7 protein-coding genes are annotated in these 7,442 nt (G+C 40.5%); 6 read left to right on the plus strand and 1 reads right to left on the minus strand.

The features are described 5' to 3' along the window. From DFO72_RS28770 to DFO72_RS28790, 5 genes are all read left to right on the plus strand, one after another. On the plus strand, positions 1–309 hold a 309-nt coding region (locus tag DFO72_RS28770), incomplete at its 5' end, for an oligopeptide/dipeptide ABC transporter ATP-binding protein (RefSeq protein WP_134177335.1). Positions 310–322: 13 nt separating this feature from the next. Next, positions 323–1,309 (plus strand): ABC transporter ATP-binding protein, encoded by a 987-nt coding sequence (locus tag DFO72_RS28775; protein ID WP_113885893.1) that lies wholly within the window; start codon positions 323–325, stop codon positions 1,307–1,309. A 35-nt stretch (positions 1,310–1,344) separates the two neighbouring features. Next, a complete protein-coding gene (locus tag DFO72_RS28780) occupies positions 1,345–2,481 on the plus strand; it encodes a C45 family autoproteolytic acyltransferase/hydolase (RefSeq protein WP_113885894.1) in 1,137 nt (378 codons plus the stop codon). Positions 2,482–2,513: 32 nt separating this feature from the next. Further along, positions 2,514–3,089: an SGNH/GDSL hydrolase family protein gene (locus DFO72_RS28785; RefSeq protein ID WP_113885895.1), complete on the plus strand. Its 576-nt coding sequence runs from the start codon at positions 2,514–2,516 to the stop codon at positions 3,087–3,089. A gap of 168 nt (positions 3,090–3,257) precedes the next feature. After that, positions 3,258–4,370, plus strand: a complete 1,113-nt coding sequence (locus DFO72_RS28790; protein ID WP_113885896.1) for a PepSY-associated TM helix domain-containing protein — start codon at positions 3,258–3,260, stop codon at positions 4,368–4,370. Positions 4,371–5,490: 1,120 nt separating this feature from the next. Here the strand turns inward: DFO72_RS28790 and DFO72_RS28795 are convergent. Beyond that, on the minus strand, positions 5,491–6,120 hold the full coding sequence (locus DFO72_RS28795; protein ID WP_113885898.1) for a TetR/AcrR family transcriptional regulator: 630 nt from the start codon (positions 6,118–6,120) through the stop codon (positions 5,491–5,493). 786 nt (positions 6,121–6,906) lie between these two features. Here DFO72_RS28795 and DFO72_RS28800 point away from each other — a divergent pair. Next, positions 6,907–7,442: 2-dehydropantoate 2-reductase N-terminal domain-containing protein (locus tag DFO72_RS28800; protein ID WP_279587091.1), on the plus strand; the 536-nt coding region annotated here is incomplete at its 3' end.

Here is a 7,442-nt window from a genome sequence, read left to right on the forward strand (position 1 = left end):
GTGGCGGAAATGGCCGACAGGGTCGTAGTGATGTATGCCGGAGAAGTGGTGGAGGATGCTTCTGTTTTTGATTTATTTGCTAATCCAAAGCATCCCTACACAATGGGGCTAATGAAGTCGCTGCCGAAAATGGATGAACAGCTGGAGGAATTGGATTCTATTTTAGGCTCCGTTCCCAATCCGCTGGAGATGCCAAAGGGGTGTTCGTTCCACCCTCGCTGCCCAAAGGCGACGGTAAAATGCATACAGAATAAGCCGCAGCTGGAAGAGTATCAGGAGAATCATTTGGTGCGTTGTTTGCAAACATAGGGAGGTGATCGCGATGGCACTAGATTCGGCTCCGTTATTAGAAGTCAAAAAACTGAAAAAATACTATCCATTTAAAAAGGGGATATTCTCGTCAGAGGTGGGTCATGTACGGGCGGTAGATGGTCTTGATTTCACCGTTCAACAAGGAGAGACGTTAGGGATCGTGGGAGAATCCGGTTGTGGAAAATCAACCGTAGGACAGATGATATTGCAGCTGTTGGAGCCAACAGAAGGCGAAATTTGGTTCCAGGGGAAAAACGTCTCTACTCTAGGTAAGTCCGAAATGAAAGAAGCGCGACGAAATCTGCAAATGATCTTTCAGGACCCGTACTCTTCACTGAATCCCCGCATGCGAGTGGAGGACATCGTAGGGGAACCTTTGAAAATATTTGAACGATACAGCAAAAAAGAACGCAGAGAAAAGGTAGCTGAGCTTTTACGGCTCGTTGGGCTAGATACACACCATCTTACCCGTCATCCACACGAGTTCAGTGGTGGGCAGCGGCAACGCATTGGTATTGCTCGAGCGCTTGCTCTGAATCCAAAGATCATTGTCTGTGATGAAGCCGTATCTGCATTGGATGTATCGATCCAATCCCAAATCTTAAATCTTCTTCACAAGCTGCAAAACGAACTGGGGCTGACCTACATCTTTATTGCCCATGGATTACCAGCAGTCAAGCATATCAGTGACAGGATCGCCGTGATGTATCTGGGAAGAATCGTGGAGATGGCTGATCGGAATACTCTATTTTCCAATCCGAAGCATCCGTATACCAAAGCGTTGTTATCTGCCGTTCCGATTCCGAACCCGTTGCAACGGAAGGAACGGATCGTTTTGCAGGGAGATTTGCCGAATCCCGCAGCTCCCCCGCCTGGCTGCCACTTTCATACTCGTTGTCCTTACGCCAAACCCCTCTGCGAGACAAAGGCACCAGAACTTTTGGCGTATGAGAAAGGTCATGTTGCAGCCTGTCATTTCCCGTTAGAAGTCGATTGATATCAAATATCTATGTACAAAGGAGAGAACCATCCATGAGTGAATCGAGGTCTGAGAAGCCTTCAAACCGTTCTACCAAAAGCTTTCCATTTTATCAATTTCAGGGTACACACCGCCAGATCGGCCAGCAGCATGGGGAAGCGTGCAGAGAGCTGGTCCATAAAAATTTGGAGATGGCTACCGAGCGTCTTCGTCGTAAATACAACGTATCCACACGTGAAGAAGTAATTGAAGCTGCCCTGAAGTACCGCAGCTACGTCCAGAAATATGCCCCCCAATTTGATGAAGAAATTCAGGGGTTGGCAGAAGGAGCGGGAATCTCCCTGGGTGAATCCTATCTCCTGCAAGTTCGGGCAGAATTGAATAAAATCTTTCAAACGAATCAAACAGAGTGCACAACATTTGCAGTGGCTTCAGAAGTAACAGCAGACGGCTCACCGCTCATCGGTCAGAATGCGGATCTCCCTGCTTTTTATGGTGAGCTGAGCATCGTCATCGAGTCGATTCCTGATCAAGGACCAGCCACCATGATGCTAACGCCTGCGGGTCAAATCTCCTTTATCGGTATTAACGATGCTGGTGTAGGGGCATTCGGCAACTTTGTGACGTGTGACGGGTGGCGAGTAGGATTCCCGCGGTACTTTTTGACCAAACTGGCTTTGACATGCAGCACGGTGGCTGAAGCGGTGAATCTAGTAGACATCGTCTATCGCTCCTCCTCGCGTAACCTGCTTATGCTGGACAAGCAAGGCGGGATCGCTGATGTGGAAACTATTCCATCCAAAATCTCCTTAATTGAGGCAAAGAACGGTATCCTAGCTCACTCCAATCATTTCGTCAGTCCGCAGCTGCTGGATGAAGAACGCTTAACAGGCATTGAGCTTGAAAATTCGCGAGTTCGAATTGCCCGGATGGAGGAGATGCTGGACGCGAATAGGGGCAAGCTGAATGCAGAAGTGATGCAGGACATTTTGCGTGACCGTGGAAGTTTTCCGCATTGCCTGTGCCAGATAGAAGGAGATGAAGGCATGCAGGCACCAGGGGAGAAGGCGACGGATATCATTACTTTTGCTTCTGTGATCGCGGAGCCAGCTAAAGGTCATTTATGGATTGCAATTGGACCTCCTGACCAGTACGAGTACAAAAAGTATTCATTCTCTCCTCGAAATTAAGCTTACCTTTACGTGTAGAAAGGAGCCCATCCATGAAAGTAGTCTGTTTTGGAGATAGCTTAACAGCGAGGACAGAAGGACGTGATCGTCCCTTGTTGTCGATCATGCTGGAAGCGAAACTGGGCACAGAGTGGGATGTTGTAAATGCTGGCGTGCCAGGCAACAATACGTTTCATGCGCTGGAGAGAGTAGAGAAAGACGTCTTAATTCACGAGCCGGATCTAGTGACCGTGTTTTTTGGGGCGAACGATGCTGCCTTTTACAAAATGGTTCCACTGCCAGACTTCAAGAGTAAGCTAACGGAAGTGGTTACTATCATAGGTCCAAAAAGGGTGATCCTGATCAGTCCTGCACCGGTTGACGAGAGTTTACAGGAGTCCCGGACGAATGATGTGCTACAGCAATATGCCGATGTCGTCTGGGAAGTGAGTGAAGAAACAGGCAGCCATTACCTAGATTTCTTCGCGCGAATAATGTCTCTGCCGAATCGAAACGAGGTATTGCGCGGGCAAAGAAACGATGGACTTCATTTTGGAGAACTAGGGTATGAGGTATTGTCGGAAGAGATCAGTCGAAAGATTGAAGAAATTGCTAGTTTCACCAATTGAATCTTAGTAGAATTCGTATAAAAAGCAGGTAGACTTAGTGTAATACCCTATTGTTTTCACTCATAGAATGTTTCGCAAAAAAGCCGCAAAAATTTTACCTATCGATCAGGGGAGATGCTTTAATATTCCTACTATTATCTATAAAAATATGAAAATGGGGTGCATTTTATGAGTGTAAAGAAGGTAATTGGAAAGGTCCATTTGTATTTAAGCTTAGTGTTCGGAATCTTTATCGTACTACTCTGTGTTTCAGGCAGCATTCTAGTCTTTGATCATGATATTAAGAAATTCCAGCATCCGGAGCTATACAATGTAAGTGCGGGGAATGCTACCTATTCAGAAATAGAAAGCAATATTAAAGAAGCTTATCCGAATGGGAAAATTAATCGCATCTACACACCGGAGGGCCCATTTGGCCTAGGAACGTATCTTTACTGGGTCAAAGAAGGAAAGACGGTTCATACATTAAGTATCGATCCAGGTACAGGTGAGATAAATGGCAATGAGGGTGATGAAAGTCCATTTATCGTATGGTTGAAGTCATTTCACTCGACTCTGCTCATTCCGGTTTATGGTATTTATGTAGTAGCATGGATCGGGTTTATCCTAGCCTTTATTCTACTTACCGGACTATATATGTGGTGGCCCGGAATTAAAAAGACGATCCAAGGCTTAAAGTTGAGAAAGAACGCGCCTAATTCTTATGCGAGGTTCTCCAGCTGGCACAAAGTAATCGGAGTGTATACAATCCCCATTTTGCTGGTAATTACGCTAAGTGGAGCGCTGATACCTTTCTATGTAGGTATGTTGGGATGGTTTGGTATCGACTCCACCATGTCCGCTGAAGAGCTGACGTTACAGCCAACACCTGAAGGGGAGCTGCCCCTAGATGTACTCCTTGCCAAATTAAAAGAGAATGAACCAAACAACAATGTTCTTTCCCAAATTCGTTATCCAGCATCACCGGAAAAAGCCATTGAGTTCCGCACAAAACGCCTTCAGGATCCAGGGTTTGGAAGTAATCGAATTTACATGAATCAATACACAGGCGAGATTATTGGAAAGCAAGGGATAGATACAACACCTGGCTGGATCGGGAAGGTGTGGCTGTTTCCGATCCATACTGCTGTAGATTTTAGCATGTTCTTAAAAATTGTCTATGCACTCGCCGGCTTAGTACCTGTTTTCCTCATGTTTTCAGGATTGTATATATGGTGGTTTAAGCGTAGGAAAAGAAGACAAACGAACACAAACGAACAACTTGTAAACAAACACTTATGATGCGGAGCCAACCGAAAACTCCGTTTGCTGGAATAAGAAAAGCGCAGTATCGACAAAAATATGTAGTATTTGTCTTGTTGGCTTCTGCTATGCAGAATACTGGTACTCTTGCTCAGGCGGGGGAGGGGCTACAAGTTCTCACTTCCACCTTTTGGGGAAATGAAAATCTCATCTTTTTTAAAGAATCTATCCATGATCCAATATGTGGAATATGAACTCGATACATATTATATGTGTCTAGGTATAGAACGTTGCAGCCTTTTCAAAAATAGAAAGTGGCGTTTCCCAGAGGGGAAAATTGATCGCGTCTACACAACAGAAAAGCTATCCAATGAAGAAAAGTAAGAATTGATCAAGACGAAAAAGCCTTGGAACCAATGATAACGGAGATATCGAGGTACCGATGTATTTAATGAATGTTGAACGTGTTACCGATTCCGGTTTCTCCATAGAATGATGCTTTAGTTTAATACTGTCTAGTTTGGTCAGCGTTTGCGGTAGTATAAATTATGCCCTTCACTCAAGAAGGGCATTAACCCGGGGACGAATGATAACAATACAATAAGGGAAACGCAAAAAAGAGCGGATTGTATTATTTACACGAGAGTGTGCGGAATAACTGACTGCCTATCACAAGAGGACAAAATTCCGTTTGTTTTTTTGTAAATTCTAAAAGTACTGATGTGTTCGCGAACCATCCTATTTAAATTTGAAAGATATACTCATTTCGCCACAAACCCTACGCCATACGTTTGCTGCACAAAATTGAAGGGCATTGTACAAATTCCCATGTTTGGAGGGCTTAATTACGTTTTTTTTGTTATTGGCCCTTCTTTTTTGACTAAAATAATTATCCTAGGTTGAAATGTATTCTTACTCCATTTAGGATTCTTTAAATAAATAACTTTTGAATCAAAGTTTGGACATAAGTAGATAGTAGAAATATTACGGGATATGGTATTTTCAGTCATTATATTGTTCATCTTCTTTAAAAATAGCCGATGAAACGTCGAAAACTTCCTAACGGGTGGATTGAATTTTAAATAAATCATTTATGGAAATGTATAAAGTAATTTGTAAAGTATAAATTTAATAGTGATAAAACTTGATAGGAATACTTTTAAACTTTTTTGAATGAGATTATGTGTTCAATCATTGTATCTAACGCAACGATAATTGGTGTTGGATCTCGCCTTACTTGAGTTAACAAAAGGCCACCTTGAAGTGCCGCAAGTAGTGCAAGTGCTAGTTTATCAGGGTCAGCATCTGAATTTAATTCACCATGATTAAGCATATAACGTAAACCTTTTTTTATACTATCTTCCCATTCAAAGAAACTAGACATAATTTCCTGTTGTGCATCTGAATTTATTTCAACTAATTCACTTGCAAGTGACCCTAAAGGACAGCCTCCTTCGCAATTTCGTTTTATTTGAATATTTACAATAAAATCCCTCCAAGCATATAGAGCTTCGAAGGAGTCAAGATTACTAAGGTACCGTGTATGGGTTCCTATTACTCTTGAAGTTTGGTATGAAATAACCTCCAGTACCAACTCTTTTTTTTCTTTAAAATAATGATACATCTGTGATGCGCTTATTTTTGCTTTATTTTGAACGTCTTCAATTGTAGTTCTAGCTACGCCCTGTTCATACATCAATTCTGCGGCTGCTACAATAATTCGAGAGCGGGTTTCTTGGCCCTTTTTTGTAAGTTTTTGTTTTTTAGGTATATTTAATGAGTTATTCATATCTGTATTATAACTTAAAAACTATTGACATTGATACTATATAAATTAGATTTTATACCTTTAAATGTAAATTTTATTTAATGTTGTTTACATGTAATTAAATTCAAATTAATTGATATCGCATAAAGTATATTATATAATTTTTACGTCTAGATTTTGGAGTGTATATTCCAAAAAAACATACTTATTCGGAGGAAAATAATATTATTGCTTGGTTCATTTATATTATAGGGACGAAAAAAATAAGGTATTCTATCGGGTGTAGAGGGGGCATATTAGGAAGAAAATACATTTTCAATTAATACAGGATCGATGTAGAGTTCAACCAGAAAAGATATTAGTAAATATCATATTGATGAATGAATATCACAATAAGAAAATGGAATATCAAAATTGTTATTCATGATCCATTAGATGTCAATCTCGTTTATACATATATACAAAAAATCTTTTATTATCAGAATATTCAATGATTTCAAGAGCGGAAGTCTTACGGTTTTATCAGCTAGTTCTACATCCATTGTACCATTTTGGTGTTCGATCTAATTTAGGAATATCATAATTGAAGGATTAAATGAGGGGTTTACAGGAAAAAATGATTTGTAAATTTCCAAAGAAACAATAAGGGAAGGGTTTAGTGCATTAACCGTAAATAATTGAAATACCTAAATTTTCGGAAACCCTGATACCTGGCTAAGATGCTCCTTAAAAACGTGAAAATGCATTATTAAAAAGACAAATAAGTGGGTCTGAAAAACTAATTTGATGAATTGAGGAATGTATCTTATGAAAGTATTAGTTGTTGGTGCTGGAGCAGTTGGAGGATACTTTGGAACAAGATTATTTGAAAGCGGAGTGGATGTTACGTTTTTGGTAAGGAAAAACAAACAATTGTTAATAAACGGAAATGGAATAAAAGTACAAAGTATCCATGGGAGCGTAAATTTCTTGCCGAAAACAATAACAGCTAATTATCCCCCTGAAGATTATGATGTAATTCTAGTTAGTACTAAATCATATCACTTGGATAGTGCTGTCGAAGATATTAAACGATTTGTGGGTAAAAACACGGTTATCATTCCCTTATTAAACGGTATTAGCCATCTCGACATACTATTAAATGCCTTCCCAAATAATAATGTGATGGGCGGTTTATGCTTTATTGAATCTACTATAAACGAGGAAAACATAATTGTTCAAACAAGCCCTTCTCATGATTTAGTATTTGGAGAACTATCAGGTGAAACTTCAGATAGGGTTAAATATATAAAAAAAGTATTCTCTAATACAAAAGCATCTATTCGCACTAGTGATTCTATTAT

It is taken from the genome of Cytobacillus oceanisediminis (assembly GCF_004366035.1).
Classification (GTDB): domain Bacteria; phylum Bacillota; class Bacilli; order Bacillales; family Cytobacillaceae; genus Cytobacillus; species Cytobacillus oceanisediminis_C.